13 protein-coding genes are annotated in these 16,540 nt (G+C 39.5%); 12 read left to right on the top strand and 1 reads right to left on the bottom strand.

Going from position 1 to position 16,540, the window contains the following annotated elements; all coding sequences use genetic code 11:
- Positions 1-69: 69 nt before the first annotated feature.
- Positions 70-1,023, bottom strand: coding sequence for an L-lactate dehydrogenase (locus AC6UDB_RS03955; protein WP_500693978.1), 954 nt, complete (start codon positions 1,021-1,023; stop codon positions 70-72).
- A gap of 204 nt (positions 1,024-1,227) precedes the next feature.
- Between AC6UDB_RS03955 and pth the strand changes: the two genes are divergently transcribed.
- From pth to lysS, 12 genes are all read left to right on the top strand, one after another.
- Complete coding sequence (pth, locus tag AC6UDB_RS03950; protein ID WP_500696915.1) at positions 1,228-1,785, top strand: aminoacyl-tRNA hydrolase; 558 nt, start codon at positions 1,228-1,230, stop codon at positions 1,783-1,785.
- 32 nt (positions 1,786-1,817) lie between these two features.
- Entirely contained in the window at positions 1,818-5,357 is a 3,540-nt protein-coding gene (gene mfd, locus AC6UDB_RS03945) for a transcription-repair coupling factor (protein WP_500709197.1), read from the top strand.
- Positions 5,338-6,909 carry a putative polysaccharide biosynthesis protein gene (locus AC6UDB_RS03940; RefSeq protein WP_500709196.1) on the top strand — a complete coding sequence of 524 codons (1,572 nt, stop codon included), beginning with the start codon at positions 5,338-5,340 and terminating at the stop codon, positions 6,907-6,909. The genes mfd and AC6UDB_RS03940 overlap by 20 nt, the downstream gene beginning before the upstream one ends.
- Entirely contained in the window at positions 6,906-7,193 is a 288-nt protein-coding gene (locus tag AC6UDB_RS03935) for an RNA-binding S4 domain-containing protein (RefSeq protein ID WP_500693974.1), read from the top strand. The genes AC6UDB_RS03940 and AC6UDB_RS03935 overlap by 4 nt, the downstream gene beginning before the upstream one ends.
- Positions 7,194-7,268: 75 nt before the next feature.
- Entirely contained in the window at positions 7,269-7,652 is a 384-nt protein-coding gene (locus tag AC6UDB_RS03930; RefSeq protein WP_500699654.1) for an FtsB family cell division protein, read from the top strand.
- A gap of 89 nt (positions 7,653-7,741) precedes the next feature.
- Positions 7,742-8,224: a S1 domain-containing RNA-binding protein gene (locus AC6UDB_RS03925; protein WP_500693972.1), complete on the top strand. Its 483-nt coding sequence runs from the start codon at positions 7,742-7,744 to the stop codon at positions 8,222-8,224.
- Between the two features lie 50 nt (positions 8,225-8,274).
- A complete protein-coding gene (tilS, locus tag AC6UDB_RS03920; RefSeq protein WP_500709195.1) occupies positions 8,275-9,657 on the top strand; it encodes a tRNA lysidine(34) synthetase TilS in 1,383 nt (460 codons plus the stop codon).
- Positions 9,650-10,189, top strand: a complete 540-nt coding sequence (gene hpt / locus AC6UDB_RS03915) for a hypoxanthine phosphoribosyltransferase (RefSeq protein WP_500693970.1) — start codon at positions 9,650-9,652, stop codon at positions 10,187-10,189. Before tilS ends, hpt begins: the two co-directional genes overlap by 8 nt.
- Before the next feature lie 75 nt (positions 10,190-10,264).
- Complete coding sequence (ftsH, locus tag AC6UDB_RS03910; RefSeq protein ID WP_500709194.1) at positions 10,265-12,373, top strand: ATP-dependent zinc metalloprotease FtsH; 2,109 nt, start codon at positions 10,265-10,267, stop codon at positions 12,371-12,373.
- 58 nt (positions 12,374-12,431) lie between these two features.
- The gene (hslO, locus tag AC6UDB_RS03905; RefSeq protein WP_500709193.1) at positions 12,432-13,325 is read left to right on the top strand and encodes an Hsp33 family molecular chaperone HslO; all 894 of its coding nucleotides are present in this window, start codon (positions 12,432-12,434) and stop codon (positions 13,323-13,325) included.
- 93 nt (positions 13,326-13,418) lie between these two features.
- Positions 13,419-14,417 (top strand): tRNA dihydrouridine synthase DusB, encoded by a 999-nt coding sequence (gene dusB / locus AC6UDB_RS03900; RefSeq protein ID WP_500707473.1) that lies wholly within the window; start codon positions 13,419-13,421, stop codon positions 14,415-14,417.
- A gap of 56 nt (positions 14,418-14,473) precedes the next feature.
- Positions 14,474-16,003 carry a lysine--tRNA ligase gene (gene lysS / locus AC6UDB_RS03895; protein ID WP_500695756.1) on the top strand — a complete coding sequence of 510 codons (1,530 nt, stop codon included), beginning with the start codon at positions 14,474-14,476 and terminating at the stop codon, positions 16,001-16,003.
- Positions 16,004-16,540 lie beyond the last annotated feature (537 nt).

Genomic DNA, 16,540 nt, shown 5'->3' with positions numbered 1-16,540 from the left:
AATATTAACACAAAATAACTGGGAGCATAAAAAAACAGACATAAATGTCTGTTCTTCTTAAACTTATTTTTAAAGGTTGATGGTCTTCATACCTTTAGCAATGGTTTCTTTTAAAGTTTTAGCTGAAGCACTCATCTTGTCTTTTTCGTCATCACTTAATGGAACTTCAAGGACTTTGGCAACTCCTGAAGCATTAACAATGGCAGGAGTTCCAATGTAAATATCGGACAAACCGTATTCACCATTCATTGGGGCACCGATTGGTAAAACGGTGTTTTCGTCCCTTAAAATGGCCTTTGAAATTCTCATCAAAGCAGTTCCAACTCCGTAGAAAGTAGCACCCTTCTTGTTAATTATGTCGTAAGCCTTGTTTCTAGTTTCGTCTTCCATTTTCAATAAGTCGTCCTTGCTAACACCATTTTGTTTAGCAAATTCAACCAACGGAACGTTTCCGATTGAAGCTTCATCAATATCAGCAAATTCTGAATCACCGTGTTCACCCATAACGTAAGCATTAACGCTTTGTGGGTTAACGTTTAACTTCTTACCAACGGCAACTTGGAAACGTGAGGTATCAAGTGATGTACCTGAACCAAAGACACGGTTTTTAGGAAAGCCAGAAATCTTTTGGGTTGCGTAGGTTAAGATGTCAACGGGGTTAGCAGCAATTAAGAAGATTCCATCAAAACCAGAATCAACAACTGGCTTAACGATGGTAGTCAAAATCTTCAAGTTTTTGTTAACCAGGTCAAGTCTAGTTTCACCGGGCTTTTGTGGAGCTCCAGCAGTGATCACAACTAAATCAGCGTCTTTACAGTCACTGTAGTCACCAGAGTAGATCTTTTTTGGAGAAGTGAAAGGTTGGGCATCTTCAAGGTCCAATGCGTCTCCTTCAGTTCTGTTTTTGTCGATATCAACAACGACAAATTCTTCGGCGATCCCTTGTTGCATCATTGCGAATGCGTATGATGAACCAACGGCACCATCACCAACTAAAACAACTTTTTCGTGTTTTTCAGCCATAATATTTCTCCCTTTTGAAATTAGTTTGTTCACAAACCGATTATATCATGAACGAATTTATTTATACAGAACCATATTCTTAATGGTACGGGATCAGCTCAAATCGTTAATCTATTATGATACAATAAACATGATTAAGCCGAGTGAGTAATTATTCATTTCGGCCATTTTAGGTTAATTAGAAGTAAATGGGAGACAATAGCAATGAAAATGATTGTGGGATTAGGCAACGTTGGTGCTGAATTTGATGGTACCAGGCATAACACGGGGTTTATGGTGGTTGATAAGTTTGCTGATCAAAACCAGATTGCGATTAATAAACAAAAGATGGATGCCATGTATGGTACGGGAATAGTCAATGGTGAAAAGGTAATGGTAGTCAAACCAACGACGATGATGAATGATTCAGGGCGCGCAGTTCATCCCTTGATGCAATTTTTCAAATTAGATCTTGATGATTTAGTGATTGTTTACGATGACATGGATTTACCAGTGGGACGAATTCGGCTAAGAAACCACGGTTCGGCTGGTGGTCATAATGGAATTAAAAGTATCATTGCCCACCTTGGGACCGATCAGTTTAATCGGATTAAGATTGGAACCAGTCATCCCAAACGTGAAAGTGTTGTGAACTATGTCTTGAGTAAATTTAGTCTGGAACAACGGGCACCGTTTTTAGAAGCGGAGGATCATGCGGTTAAAGCATTAGACGAGTGGGTTTCTGGTACTCCCTTCAGTAAGTTAGAAAATCAGTTTAATTAATTCGTATAATTAATAAAAGAGGAGATGAGTTTTTGAAGCTAGATGAAACGTTAAAAGAAATGCCACAGTATGAAAAAATCAGTTCAAACCTTGCTCCTGATACCAAGCAACTGATCACCGGGACTAGTGGATCCGCTCGTACTCTATTATTAAAACAATTAATTAATGATAAGCAAAAACCTACGATATACGTAACCGATACGATGAACCATGCGGATCAAATTACCGAGTCTTTTAATGAAGTAATGGATTCAGATCAGGTCTTTGAGTTCCCGGCTGAAGAACTCGTCGCGGCAGAGATTGCAACCAGCTCTCCGCAGTATCGAGCTCAAAGAGTGCGGGCCCTAAACGCGCTTGAGTCAGAGAAACCAGTGGTGGTGATTGTTTCAACGGCTGGTCTTAAACGATATCTACCAGAGCCAACTAGTTTTAATCAAGCCCAATTACACGTCAAGGTTGGAGACGACTTGGACCTTATAAAACTTCAACAACAATTGGTTCAAATGGGTTACGAGAAGAAGAACATGGTTTCCGCCCCCGGTGAATTTGCTAATCGTGGGTCAATTTTGGATATCTACCCACTTAATTCGGACTATCCAATTCGGATTGATTTTTTTGATACGGAAGTGGATTCCATGCGTTATTTTGATGCTGCTACCCAACGAAGTGTGGCAAATATTGATGAGATTAGTGTGTTGCCAGCTTCTGATTTTTTACCCAGCGAAAGCGATCGCAAGCATGGAATCAAGGAACTTTCGAAACGATTGAGCCAAACCATCAAAGACGACGGCAGTGACGTTTTAGTTGACAACATTCAACAGGTGATTGACGGGCTCAAAGGCCAATCGATTGACCAAAAATGGAGTGAGTACAGTCAGTTTATTTTTGAAAAGGAAACCTCAATTTTAGATTATTTACCTGAAAATGGGATGGTAGTCTATGATGACTACAGTCGCATAAGGGATGCTAATAAGCAACTTGAAAGTGACGAACAGAACTGGCGTGATTCAGTTGAAGATAATCATGAACTGTTTTCTGACCAGAAACTGTCGCTTAATTTTAGAACGGTAACCGGAACTGATCATCATGCGACCTTGTTATTTTCTTTGTTTCAAAAAGGACTAGGGCGAATGAAGCTTTCTGACATCATCGACATCAAGGTTCACCCAATGCAGCGTTTTTTTGGACAAATGCCGATGTTTAAAGCAGAAATGCAACGTTATCAAGCTGAGAAACGAACCGTGGTCATTGCCGTTAGTGATGAAAAACGAGTGGAAAAGGTTTCGTCAACGTTGAGTGATTTTGGTGTTGATGCCATTCAATCAACCACTGATAACATTATTAAGGGAAAGACTCAGATTGTTTCAGCTAACCTAAAAAATGGCTTTGATTTGCCGGCCGCTAACCTAGCGATTGTTTCTGAATCAGATATGTTTAAACGGGTGAATGAACAAGGGAAAAAGAAACGAGTTAGAAGACAGACCTTTTCTAATGCAGAGCGAATCAAAAGCTATACCGATTTAAAACCCGGTGACTACGTTGTTCACGTTAATCACGGAATTGGACGATACGATGGGATGAAGACTATGGAAGTCGATGGTAGGCATCAGGACTATATGACTTTGACCTATCAAAAGGGAGCTAAGATCTACGTTCCTGTTGACCAACTGAATTTGGTACAAAAATACGTTTCATCTGAAGATAAACATCCAAAAATTAATAAACTTGGTGGAACGGAATGGGCTAAGACCAAACGGTCAGTCGCTTCTAAGGTGGAAGACATTGCTGATGATCTGGTTGACTTATACGCCAAACGGGAGGCCGAGTCGGGTTATGCCTTTCCGGTTGATGACCAATATCAGGCTGAGTTTGAGCAGGCGTTTCCATACACGGAGACACCCGATCAGCTTCGAAGTACTGATGAAATTAAAAAAGACATGGAGAGTCCCCATCCGATGGACCGTTTACTGGTTGGAGACGTGGGCTACGGGAAAACTGAGGTAGCCTTGAGAGCGGCCTTTAAAGCCATTGAAGCCGGGAAACAGGTGGCTTTTCTAGTGCCGACAACGGTACTAGCTCAACAACATTATGAGACCATGGTTGAACGATTTAATGGTTTTCCGGTTAAAATCGGAGTTCTCTCGCGTTTTGACACGCCCAAACAGACCCGCCAAACCATTCAAGACCTAAAGGACGGAAAAATTGATATCGTGGTTGGCACCCACCGTTTGCTGTCTAAAGACGTGAAGTTCAATGACTTAGGTCTTTTAATCGTCGATGAGGAACAACGATTTGGGGTTAAACACAAAGAAAAAATCAAGGAATTGAGGTCGGATGTCGATGTGTTGACGCTAACTGCCACACCAATTCCACGGACTTTAAACATGTCAATGATGGGCGTTCGTGACCTATCAGTTATTGAAACGCCTCCGGCTAATCGCTATCCGATTCAAACCTACGTGATGGAGCAAAATGAGGGTTCGATTGTGGACGGAATCAGACGGGAGATGCAACGCGGGGGACAGGTCTTTTATTTGCATAATCGGGTTAAAGATATTGATCAGACGGTCGATAAGTTGCAAACCCTTTTGCCTGATGCGCGGATTGCTTCCATCAACGGCCAGATGTCCGAAAATCAAATGGAAGGGATCCTGTACGACTTTGTTAACGGAGATTATGATGTGTTGGTTACGACGACCATCATCGAAACGGGAGTTGACATTCCTAATGCGAATACCCTGTTCGTTGAGGATGCGGATCGGATGGGACTCTCCCAGCTTTATCAGATTCGGGGAAGAATTGGTCGAAGTAATCGAGTAGGACAAGCTTACTTTATGTACCAGCCAAATAAAGTGTTGACCGAAGTTTCTGAGAATCGACTAGAAGCCATCAAGGATTTCACTGAATTGGGTTCAGGATTTAAGGTGGCCATGCGTGATCTTTCGATTCGTGGGGCTGGAAACGTGCTTGGAAAGCAGCAGCACGGTTTTATTAATTCAGTTGGTTATGATATGTATACTAAGATGTTGTCTGATGCTGTCTCCAAGAAGAAGGGCCAGCATCGCGTGGTTGAAAAGTCTGATTCAAAGGTTGAACTCGGGATTGAAGCTTATCTTCCGGCAACTTACATTGAGGATCAGCAACAAAAGATTGAATTATACAAGCGAATCCGACAGATGGATAGTGAGGAACAATTTACCGAACTACAAAGTGATTTAATTGATCGGTTTGGTGAATATCCTGATGAAGTAGCTAATCTGCTTGAAATTGACCGCATTAAGATGCTTGCCGATTATGATCTGATTGATAAAATTCGCAAAGATCAAAATAATTTAACCGTTACCATGAGTAAGGTAGGAACCCAAAAATTCACTAGTAAGGAAATTTTGAAAGCCATTGCTGATACGGATTTTCGTTCCTCAGTGAAAGTGGTTAACGGGTGTTTTCAAATTAAGTTAGTTGTTCAACCAACGATGAAAGATGCCGATTGGTTGAAACAGCTTTATCAATTTGTCAAAAGCTTGAGTAAAATAAGATTGGATCAAGAAGAACATGAATCAAAAGACAAGTAAAAAGATTGTTAGTGGAACCTTGATCCTTTCGGTAGCTGCCATTATTTCAAAGGTACTAAGTGCTGTTTATCGGATTCCACTGGAAAATTTTGTTGGAAACGTTGGATTTTACATCTATCAGCAGGTTTATCCTATTTATGGGATTGGGGTTGCGTTTGCCTTGACCGGTCTTCCAGCGTTTGTTTCCAAGATGATTGTGGAACGGGAGACTGAAGAGGAGAAACAAACGTTGTTTTTCCAAATCATGGTGATCTTAATGATCATTTCGGTGGTTATTTTTGGCGGATTACAGTTATTTTCATCAGAAATTGCTGCTTTAATGGGAGACTTTGAATTAAAACCCGTAATTCAAGCGGTAAGCTGGATGTTTTTGTTGATGCCCCTCTTAGCGGATGTGAGGGGGTACTTTCAATCTAGCATGCAGATGATTCCAACGGCGACTTCTCAAGTGGTAGAGCAGTTTGTGCGGGTTTCAATGATCATTGTGGTAGCCTATTTAGCATCCGTCCAGCATTGGAACTTATATAAGATGGGGACGTTAGCAATGTTATCGGCTCCATTAGCAGCGATTTTTTCAGCACTTATCTTGGGATATTATGCACGTGACATCCTTGCTCATTTTCACTTTCAAGATTTGAAATTTAACTACCTGAAATTAGCGAAGCAAATCATCTTACAAGGTGGTGTGCTTAGTGTTTTAGCTGCTCTAATGGTGTTAATGCAGTTGGTCGATTCATTTACGGTAAAAAATGGGCTGGTAGTAAGTGGTGTAAGTAATCTAATGGCTCAGACCCAAAAGGGGATTTATGATCGCGCTCAGCCCATTGTTCAACTAGGATTAGTGATTGGAACGGCCATTTCTTCAACCGTCTTGCCGCAGATGGCGTATTATCATCATGCTGGAAAAGAAAGGTCATTTAAGACCCTTGTAAACCACAGTATGCGCATTACACTGGTAGTGACGATGGCAGTTACCTTCGGACTGATTAGTATTATGCCTCAATTAAATCATCTCTTGTTTGGGAGTTATGATTTAGACATCACGCTTTCGGTATACTGTTTGAGCATCCCCTTCGCTACGATGGTGACAGCCCTTAACTCGGTTTTACAGAGTATCGATGACTTTAAAAGTACGGTGACCGCTATTTTGTTAGGTCTAATTTGTAAAATAATGATCACTAAGTGGTGCGTAATTCATTTCGGAATCATTGGTGCTTCATTATCAACTATCATTGCTCTGTTAATAGTGTTATTAGTTAACTGGTATACTAGTCCAAAGCGGGTTCATGAGCACATTTTTAGTTGGAAGTTCCTATTAGAGGTATCATTAATCAGTATAGTAATGGTGATTGTCGTTGTTTTAACTGAATTCGGATTGAACCACGTCCTTGGAGATACCAGTCGACTGGTGGATGTTATTAAATTAATGGTTGTTATTCCGATTGGGGCATTCGTGTTTTTAGGAATGTGTCTGAAAGGAAAAGTTTTGACTGCTTCGGAGTTAGCGATGGTTCCAATTATGAAACGGTTTGTAGGAGATAAGCAAAAATGAGAATTGATAAATTTTTAAAAATTTCACGGATTATAAAACGTCGTCCAGTTGCCAAAAAGATTGCCGATCAAGGGCGAGTCTTTGTAAACGGTGAGCCAGCCAAATCATCGAGTAAGGTTTCGGTTGGCGATCAAATTCTGATTAAGTTTGGAAATAAAAATTTAACCGTAGAGGTGCTACAACTGTTAGACACCACCAAAAAGTCTGATTCAGACACGATGTATAAGACCATCAGTGAAACCTATGATCGTGACTATCGGGCTGAAAATGATGAATTAGAATAATTATTGTTGAATTAATATTATATTCTGGCTTTACATGTGGTACTATGTTCATATAAATTCGTGGAGGCATTCCTGATGAACAGAAATAACAACGTTGAATACTTGAATTCTGCTTCAAGGAAAAGTAAAGCAAACCAACATCAAAGAGATAATAAGAAGTTAAGTAAAAGAACCAAGCGACTGGTTGCTCTCGTGGCAATATTTGCCGTGGCTTTTTTGGCGCTCGGGTGGCAAATTGTTAGTGGAATGAATCAAATTCACGGTGTGAATGCCCAAATTACCAGAAAAAAACAGGATTACCAGGTTGAAAAACAAAAAGAAAAGAATCTTAATGAACAAATTAAGCTTTTAAATAACAAGAATTATCTTCAAGAATTGATGCGAGCTAAATATTATTATACAAAACCAGGCGAAACTGTTTACAGTTTCCCACAGAATAGTAAGATTGGTAATGAATAGAGGATTACTAGGATGTAATCTTCTTTTATTTTACTTTAAAGGATTATGTTATAATTAACACAACATTTATTAGGAGGAATGGCTTTTTTATGACAATTAAGGTTGGAGAGAAGGTCACTGGGAAAGTTTCAGGAATTACTAATTTTGGAGCTTTCATTGATCTAGGCGATCATAAGACTGGACTAGTTCATATCAGTGAGGTTTCTGATGGTTACGTAAAAGATATTCATGATATTCTGTCGGTTGGCGATGAAGTGACCGTTAAGGTTTTGAGCATTGGGGATGATGGTAAGATTGGCCTATCAATTCGCAAAGCTTCCGATCATCCAGAAAAAGAATCACATCAACATCATGGTGAACATAATCATGATGAGCATTCACACTACGGGCACTCAAATAACGGGAATCATGGACATCGCAGTGGCCGCGACAATCGTAATGGCCATAAGGGTAAGAATGAAAGCTTTGATGATTTGCTTTCAGACTTCATGAAAGAAAGCGAAAGTCGGATGTCCGTCATTAAGAAAAACACAGAAGGAAAACGCGGCGGTCGTGGTGGTCGTCGTAGTTAATGAACGAATAACTGGGCAAATTGCTCGGCTTTTTTGTTTTGGAGGTTAATTTGAATTTACGTAATCAAATTAATTCGTTGGTTAAGAAGAAACAGTGGTGGAAAAAAGACGAAAATGTTGTGATTGGGGTCTCAACTGGAGTTGATTCCATGGCTTTGTTAGATTTACTCCAACACTTAAAAGATTTTAAACCTCATATTATTGTTGCTCATGTTAACCACCATTTACGAAAACAAAGTGAGGTTGAAGAACGGTTTCTGATTGATTACTGTAAGAAACACCACCTTGATTTGCGGGTTGGCAATTGGAATCACGACCAGATTAGTAGTGGGGTGGAGAATCAAGCTCGTAAGTTTCGCTATCATTTTTTTGCGGAAGTCATGAATGATTTTAATGCTTCAGTCTTGTTAACGGCTCATCAAGAAAATGATCAAGCCGAGACCATCCTTATGAAACTCATTCGCAGTGGGAATTTGTTTGAGGTTCAAGGAATTAAAGAGAGTCATCCCTTTAATGGAGGAACGATGGTTCGACCATTACTACAGTTTTCGAAAGAATCCATCCGTTTGTATGCTAAAAATCATTCGTTAACATGGTATGATGATAAAACTAACTTTGAAAATACGGTCCTCCGTAATCGGATTCGTAACCAGGTTTTACCAGAATTAATTAAAGAAAATCCTAATGTTATCTCTCATTTTGCTAAGTTTGCTAGTAATTTGCAATCGGAACTCGACGGATCAAGTGGTTTCGCTCAAGCTGATCTTTTGAGACATGACTTAAAGATTAAAAGAGACTGCGTAAGTGCCGAGTACGATACAGCGTCAATTAATCAACTTTCTATTTTACTTCGCGCATTGTTAAAACAGTTGACGTCAACGGTTACTCTTTCTGATAATCAAATTGCTGAAATTTTGACTTTAGTTAAAGATTTTGGAAAACCACAGGGAAAATTGCGAATTTCAAATGCTTATTTTTTTGAAAAAAGTTATAATAAAATCATGTTTTTTAAACAATCTCCTAACAATTACGATGATCACCGTGATGAAAGTTCGTTTGTGGTAGAATTAAACCAGTGGAACCGCAACGTTAACGGATTTAATTTTGGTATTTTTGATGAAAATCATGTTCCAAAGGGAAACTTTTGGCGTCGAAGTCATTTTGATTTGGCGGACTCTCAGTTTCCATTGTCCAAAAGAGCCTTTAAACCGGATGATACCGTTGAACTCAAGAATGGCGGTCATCAGAGTTTAAGAAGATTGTTAATTAATCAGAAAGTTCCAAGTGCCAAGCGACGTCACGTGCAAGTACTGGTGGACAGTAAGGAGAGTGTGTTGGCCGTCATTGGTTATAAGGAAAGCAAGTGGTTGCCTAAGGGTGCAACTCACGGGTATGAACTTTTAATTACGCGAAAGGATATAACAAATGAATGACGATATTGAGCGGGTCTTATATAGTCAAAAAGACATTGCTTCTGCAGTAAAAAGGCTAGGGAAGCAGTTAAGTAATGATTATCGAGACAAAAAGCCACTAGTGGTTTGTGTGCTGACTGGTGCAGTGTTATTTATGAGCGATATTATTCGCCAGATGGACATATATCTAGATCTTGATTTTGTCGATGTTTCAAGCTATAAGGGTGGGACTGCTTCAACCGGAAAAGTTGAGCTCATCCGTGATCTTGATGGTGATGTTAGTGGCCGTGATATCATTTTTGTTGAAGATATTATTGATACAGGACGCACCCTTCAATTTCTTGAGGATTTGGTTTCAGATCGAGGAGCTAATTCAATTAAAGTTTGTACCATTTTTGATAAACCTGAGGGAAGAGTTGTCCCTGCCAAGGCAGATTATGTGGGTTTTAACGTTCCAAATGAATTTATTGTCGGTTATGGACTTGATTACAAGGGTTTTTATCGTAACTTACCGTACATTGGAATTTTAAAACCTTCAATTTATTCGGCCTAAACGGTCGTCCATTTAAAGTAAAAGTGATAACATTCTATTTGTTATCTTTTCGAGAAATTAGATTGGGAGGCACAAATGAAAAATAATAAAAATGGGCTTTTTAAGAGTAGCCTATTTTATATCATCATCTTTGTGGTTGTCATGGGTGTGATTATGCTTGTCACTGGTGGTGGCAGCGGATCACAAAGCACTCAAACTCAGGGAATTCGTTCAAGTCAATTTACAAATGATTTGCAGACGAACAAGGTTAAAAACTTCTCTGTTCAACCTTCTGGCGGTGTATATAAAATAACTGGTCAGTACAAGAAGCCCCAAAATGTTAAGCAGAAAAATAACGGAATTCCGCTTAATTTTAGTAATGGAAAACTTACCAAGTCGAGCAACAATACTTACACTAAGGTAAATGGATTCACTACTAGCATTTTAAAGAATGACTCATCGGTTAGTCAGATTACCAAGTTAGCTAATAAGAATAAGGTGCCGATGAGTACTAAAGAAACACAATCGAATAGCTTTTGGTTAAACTTAGCAATCTCAGTTCTACCATTATTAATCTTCATTTACTTGTTCTACATTATGATGAAGCAAGCTGGTGGAGCAGGTGGTGGCGCTGGTGGTGTCATGAAAGTCGGAAAGAGCCAGGCTAAACCAGTTAAGAGTAATGTTAAGTTTAGTGACGTTGCTGGTGAAGATGAAGAAAAACAAGAACTGGTCGAAGTTGTTGAATTTTTAAAGGATCCAAAGAAGTTTACTAAACTGGGTGCCGTTATACCAAAAGGTGTCTTGCTTGAAGGACCTCCGGGTACTGGTAAGACGCTGTTAGCCAAGGCGGTTGCCGGTGAAGCAAACGTTCCATTCTATTCATTATCAGGGTCTGATTTCGTTGAGATGTTCGTTGGGGTTGGTGCGAGTCGTGTTAGAGACTTGTTTGCTCAAGCTAAGAAGAATTCACCGGCCATCATCTTTATTGATGAAATTGATGCCGTTGGACGAAAACGTGGATCCGGAATGGGGGGCGGTCACGATGAACGTGAACAAACCCTTAACCAGTTGTTGGTTGAAATGGATGGTTTTACTGGTAATGAAGGTGTTATTGTCATTGCCGCCACGAACCGTTCTGATGTTTTAGACCCAGCCTTAACTCGTCCAGGTCGTTTTGATCGGAAAATCTTAGTTGGTCAGCCTGATGTTCGTGGACGAGAAGCAATTTTGAAAGTTCATGCCAAAGACAAACCACTTGCTTCTGATGTTGACCTTCATGAAATTGCTAAACAGACTCCCGGATTTGTTGGTGCTGATTTAGCGAACTTGCTAAATGAAGCTGCCTTACTGGCCGCGAGAAATGGTGATAATGAGATTAATGCGGCTGATATGGATGAAGCTGAGGATCGTGTTATTGCTGGACCAGCTAAACGTAATAAGGTTATTAACGAACACGAACGTCAAATTGTGGCTAACCATGAAGCTGGTCATACCATCGTTGGTTTAGTATTAAATGACGCTCGAGTTGTTCATAAGGTTACCATTGTTCCAAGAGGTCGTGCTGGTGGATATGCCATCATGCTGCCTAAGGAAGACCAACAATTGATCTCAAAGAAGAACGCTCAAGAACAATTAGCTGGGTTAATGGGTGGTAGAACTGCTGAAGAAGTCGTTTTCCATTCTGAATCATCTGGTGCTTCAAATGACTTTGAGCAAGCCACTAATCTTGCTCGTGCCATGGTTACTCAATATGGAATGAGTGACAAGATTGGAACCGTGGAACTCGAAAGTCCTAACCAAGATCCATACGCTGCTCCTAAGTACTCACAGGAAACCGCAGCTAAGATTGATGATGAAGTGAAGTACTTTATTGATGAAGCTCATGGTGAAGCTAAGGAGATTATTGAGGGTCATCGTGATCAGCACAAGGCAATTGCGGATGCGTTGCTTAAATACGAGACGTTGGATGAAAAGGAAATTTTGAGTCTCTACAAGACCGGTAAAATGCCTGAACATTCAACTAATAGTGATGAGTACCCTAGTGAAAATGAAACCTTTGAACAAGCTAAAAAAGCCATTGACGCTAAGGAGCACGAGCACGAAAAGAAACTTGAACAAGAAATTGATCATTCTGAAGAAAAACACGATGAAAATCATGATAGTAATTCAGATCACCAAAATTCTGATAATCAAGATCAATAAACGAAAAGAACGTTGGGATCAAAGCCCACGTTCTTTTTTAATCTAAGGAGGGAATAAAATGAATGATAAAAATGATGTATTAGTTAAGGCACTTACTAAAGATGGGATGTTTCGGGTTTACGGCTTAAACGCGACTGGAATTGTCAGTTATGTTCAAAAAATTCATGATACCTGGAGTACATCAACGGCAGCACTTGGAAGAACGATTGCTGCAACCTTGATGCTGTCGGCCTCAGTGTTAAAGGGAAAAGAAAGCATGACCGTTCGCTTAAATGGACGTGGTCCAGTCGGCGGAATGGTTATTGATGCTGATGCTAAGGGACACATTAAGGGATACATTCAGAATCCTCACGTTAACTTGCCACTCACAAAGGATGGGAAAGTTGATGTTTCTAAGGGTGTAGGAACGAATGGTTTTTTAGAAGTTGTTAAAAATCAGGGAACAAGTGAACCCTACACTAGTGATGTTCCACTCGCAAGCGGTAAAATTGGTGATGATTTTACCTTTTATCTAGCAAAGTCAGAACAGATTCCATCAGCCGTTGGAGTTTCAGTTGACATTGACGGAGAAAACAACGTCCAAAGTGCCGGGGGATATTTGATTCAAGTCATGCCTGGTGCTTCTGACGAGGCAATTGATAAGTTGGAGCAGACTTTAAAGAATGCGCCCAGTATTTCGTCCATGTTAGAAAAGGATCCTAATCCTGATCACATTTTGAATGAGTTATTTGGCACGGATAATCTGAACGTTATTGATCATATGCCAGTCGAATTTGTCTGCAATTGTTCCAAAGAAAAATTTGCCAAAGACATTGCGGGAATTGGTAAGAAGGATCTGCAGCAATTGATTGATGAAGATCATGGGGCACAGGTTGTATGTAATTTTTGTGGTAAAAAGTATAACTTTTCGGAAGATGAATTGGTTGATTTACTGAATGAGAGGGATAAGTAGTATCAAAGAGCGTGCTGTCATACGGTTCGCTCTTTTTTGTACGGGTATGGTATTATATAAAATGTTTGGAAACAATTTAGATGAGGTGAAAAAATGGAGTGGAAAATTGGAAACGTAACGATTCCAAATCAACTAGTAGTAGCTCCAATGGCTGGAGTTACGAACTCAGCCTTTAGAATCATTTGTAAAAAGTTTGGTGCGGGATTAGTTGTCTGTGAAATGATTTCCGATCGTGGAATTATGTATAACAACAAAAAAACGTTAAGCATGGTTAACGTTGATCCTAATGAACACCCAATGAGTATTCAGATTTTTGGTGGAACCAAAGAAACTTTAGTGGAGGCTGCTAAGTTTATTGATCAGAAGACGGCTGCTGATATTATCGATATCAACATGGGTTGTCCCGTAAATAAGGTCGTTAAGACCGATGCCGGGGCTAAGTGGCTCCTTGATCCTGATAAGGTTTATGAAATGGTGTCTTATGTAACTGCTGCCGTTAAAAAGCCAGTAACGGTTAAGATGCGAACTGGTTGGGATGAGGATCATGTTTATGCGGTGCAAAATGCGCTTGCTGCTGAGGCGGCTGGGGCTTCTGCTGTTGCGATGCACGGTCGAACTAGAAAACAAATGTATACCGGTCATGCTAACTGGGAGATTTTAAAAGAAGTTGCCGATGCATTGACGATTCCGTTCATTGGAAATGGTGACGTGACTACTCCACAACAGGCTAAACAAATGATTGATGAAGTAGGTTGTGATGCAGTAATGATGGGCCGTGCCGTTGAAGGAAATCCCTGGGTTTTGAGGCAAACTGAGCACTATCTAGCAACTGGCGAATTAATCCCGGAACCAAGTGTTGAGAAAAAAATCAACACTGCTAAGGAACATTTGCATGGGCTGGTTCGAATTAAGGGTGAATATGTTGGGCCAAGACAATTCAGAGGTCAGGCAGCTTATTACTTGAAAGGAATTTCTCATTCGGCTCGAACCAAAGTAAAGTTAAACAATGCTGAGTCTGAAGCAGAGATGGACCAGATCTTCGATGATTTTCTAGAAAAAGATGCGATGAGAAACGCACGGAAAAATGCATAATTACGATGCTTAACTATGTTATTATGAATGTAAGTTACTAGTTTGGGGGATTTGAATTGGCACAAGAGAAGAAAATGAATGACCAATTAAAAGTTCGTAGAGAAAAGATGCAAGAGCTACGAGATGAGGGAATTGATCCTTTTGGTCATGCCTTTAAGCCAACTTATTTGGCAAAAGATTTAGACAAAGAGTTTGATAAGTACGATAAGGAAGAATTAGAACAAAAAGATGTCAAGGCTACAATTGCTGGGCGAATGGTAGCTAAACGGGGCAAAGGTAAAGTTGGATTTGCCGATATCCTTGATCGTTCGGGTAAAATCCAGGTTTACGTTCGAAAAGACGTTGTTGGAGAAGAACAGTATCATATCTTTAAACGTGCTGACATCGGGGACTTTCTTGGCTTTACTGGTGAAGTAATTAAGACAGACATGGGGCAACTAACCGTTCGTGCGACGTCCATCACTTTCCTATCAAAGGCACTTCGTCCACTTCCTGATAAGTATCACGGATTACAAAATAAAGAACAAAAGTATCGTCAGCGATACCTTGATTTAATCTCAAATCGTGATAGTTTTGAGCGTTTCCAGAAGCGCAGTAAAATTATTAAGGCAGTTCGAAACTTCTTGGATAATAAGATGGACTTTACTGAGGTTGAGACCCCAGTATTACACACTACTGCCGGTGGAGCATCCGCTCGTCCATTTATAACTCATCATAATGCTTTAAATATTGATTTATATTTGCGAATTGCACTGGAACTTCATTTGAAGCGTTTGATTGTAGGTGGCATGGGACGTGTCTACGAGATTGGCCGTGTGTTTAGAAATGAAGGGATGGATAAGGAACACAATCCTGAATTTACTGAACTTGAGACCTATGCTGCATACTTTGATTTTCATGATGTAATGGATGAAACCGAAGGAATTTTTAGAGCCGCTGCCAAAGCCGTTAGTGATAATGGTAAGGTTACGTATCAGGGTGAAGAAGTTGATTTGAACCAAGAATTCGATCGAATTCATATGGTTGATGCCGTGAAAAAATATACGGGAGTTGATTTTTGGCCTAAGATGTCGGATGATGACGCTAAGAAGTTGGCTGATAAACACGGTGTGCACTATGAATCATACTGGAAAGTTGGTCATATCATTAATGCTTTCTTTGAACAGTTCGTTCAACCAAAGCTAAAGAAGCCAACGTTTGTCTATGGTCATCCAATTGAAATTTCTCCTTTGGCAAAGAAAAATGCTGATGACCCAAGATTTACGGACCGTTTTGAATTATATATTCTTGGTAATGAATATGCTAATGCTTTTTCTGAATTAAATGATCCAATTGATCAACGTCAACGTTTTGAAGCTCAAGCTAAGGAACGTGAAGAGGGGAATGATGAAGCTCAGGGTATCGATGAAGACTTTATCGAAGCACTTGAGTATGGCATGCCTCCTACAGGTGGATTAGGAATCGGAATTGATCGCTTGGTAATGCTTTTAACTGACGCACCATCCATTCGTGATGTTCTCTTGTTCCCAACTATGAGACCAGAAGATAATTCTGATAATCCACAGGATGAAGATAATAAAAAATAGATTTGTTTGATAGAAAAAGAAAAGAGATGATTAAAATCATCTCTTTTTATTTGTACAAAAATGATTTGAAACATTGTTAGAGTAGCTTTTGTAAAGATTGATCACTTGTACGATTACGTTCATTTATTAGATGGAAAATAAAAATTGAAAAAAGTTTGACCTTTTTTGACCAAAAGTGTTGACAAAGTATTTGAGCGCATGTATAGTAGTAAATGCTCAGTGAGAGAGAAAAATGATTTGATAATAATTAATAAGTCACTGATTATGAACTAAGTTAATTATCATAAATATTGCTCTTGCACTAAAGTGCAAAATACTGTATTATATTTGATGTTGCAATAATGGTTTTGCCGATTGCTAACAAATAAATTTAAAATAATTGAGTTTATCTGTTGACATTGAAAACACAACGTAGTATAGTTATACATGTTGCGTTAAGGGAGAACTAAACGGCAACAAATCAGAGTAGATCTTTGAAAACTGAACAAGATTTTGATTACAAGTGTAAGGTAATTTTAAGTTGTAGAACTTAAAATT

It is taken from the genome of Fructilactobacillus sp. X3R2C1 (assembly GCF_059901235.1).
The sequence above is the reverse complement of the archived record's forward strand: the minus strand, read 5'-3'. Positions and strand labels throughout refer to the sequence as shown.

Bases quoted from the DNA above. Each gene is read 5' to 3' on its own strand.
- AC6UDB_RS03955 (WP_500693978.1), bottom strand. From the start codon at position 1,023: ATGGCTGAAAAACACGAAAAAGTTGTTTTAGTTGGTGATGGTGCCGTT.
- pth (WP_500696915.1), top strand. From the start codon at position 1,228: ATGAAAATGATTGTGGGATTAGGCAACGTTGGTGCTGAATTTGATGGT.
- AC6UDB_RS03940 (WP_500709196.1), top strand. From the start codon at position 5,338: ATGAATCAAAAGACAAGTAAAAAGATTGTTAGTGGAACCTTGATCCTT.
- AC6UDB_RS03935 (WP_500693974.1), top strand. From the start codon at position 6,906: ATGAGAATTGATAAATTTTTAAAAATTTCACGGATTATAAAACGTCGT.
- AC6UDB_RS03930 (WP_500699654.1), top strand. From the start codon at position 7,269: ATGAACAGAAATAACAACGTTGAATACTTGAATTCTGCTTCAAGGAAA.
- AC6UDB_RS03925 (WP_500693972.1), top strand. From the start codon at position 7,742: ATGACAATTAAGGTTGGAGAGAAGGTCACTGGGAAAGTTTCAGGAATT.
- hpt (WP_500693970.1), top strand. From the start codon at position 9,650: ATGAATGACGATATTGAGCGGGTCTTATATAGTCAAAAAGACATTGCT.
- ftsH (WP_500709194.1), top strand. From the start codon at position 10,265: ATGAAAAATAATAAAAATGGGCTTTTTAAGAGTAGCCTATTTTATATC.
- hslO (WP_500709193.1), top strand. From the start codon at position 12,432: ATGAATGATAAAAATGATGTATTAGTTAAGGCACTTACTAAAGATGGG.
- dusB (WP_500707473.1), top strand. From the start codon at position 13,419: ATGGAGTGGAAAATTGGAAACGTAACGATTCCAAATCAACTAGTAGTA.